The sequence below is a fragment of the Cytobacillus gottheilii genome, from assembly GCF_001636345.1.
Classification (GTDB): Bacteria; Bacillota; Bacilli; order Bacillales; family Cytobacillaceae; genus Cytobacillus; species Cytobacillus gottheilii.
The window spans coordinates 1-535 of the sequence record NZ_LUUP01000009.1 but is presented as its reverse complement, the minus strand read 5'-3'; the positions used below and the strand labels follow the sequence as shown (position 1 = coordinate 535).

Sequence of the window (535 nt, the reverse complement as noted above, 5' to 3'; positions counted from 1 at the left end):
CTCATATATTGGAACAGGCAATCCTTCTTCGAAAGGAAGTGCCAAACCGTAGTGTGGCGCAAATCATCCAGATTCTAGAATGGGAAGGATTAACTGATCCAGGACAAATTAAAAGGTCTACTCTTCAAGAAAAACTAACGGAAAAAGGTTACAGTACCCGACATATGCGTCTCTATTCTCAATCCGGTGTAGCTGCCCGAAGATTTCAAAAACAGCACCGGAACCAACTTTGGCAATCAGATATTAAATACGGTCCTTATCTGCCTATTGGGCCAAAAGGGATCAATAAACAGGTTTACCTTGTCGCTTTTATTGATGATGCAACCAGGTTAGTGGTTCATGCAGCCTTCTATCCGACTCTAGACTCAAGAATCATTGAAGATGCCTTTCGGCAAGCAATCCAAAAGTACGGTGTTCCAGAAGCCGTTTATTTTGATAATGGAAAGCAGTATCGAACCAAATGGATGTCCCGTACATGTTCTAAAATAGGCACCCGCCTTTCTTACACTAAGCCGTATGCAGCTGAATCCAAGGG

At 42.8% G+C, this 535-nt stretch carries 1 protein-coding gene; it reads left to right on the top strand.

Annotated elements, in window-relative coordinates:
- The coding region (locus A6754_RS22210; RefSeq protein ID WP_218971013.1) for a DDE-type integrase/transposase/recombinase at positions 1-535 on the top strand (535 nt) is incomplete at both ends.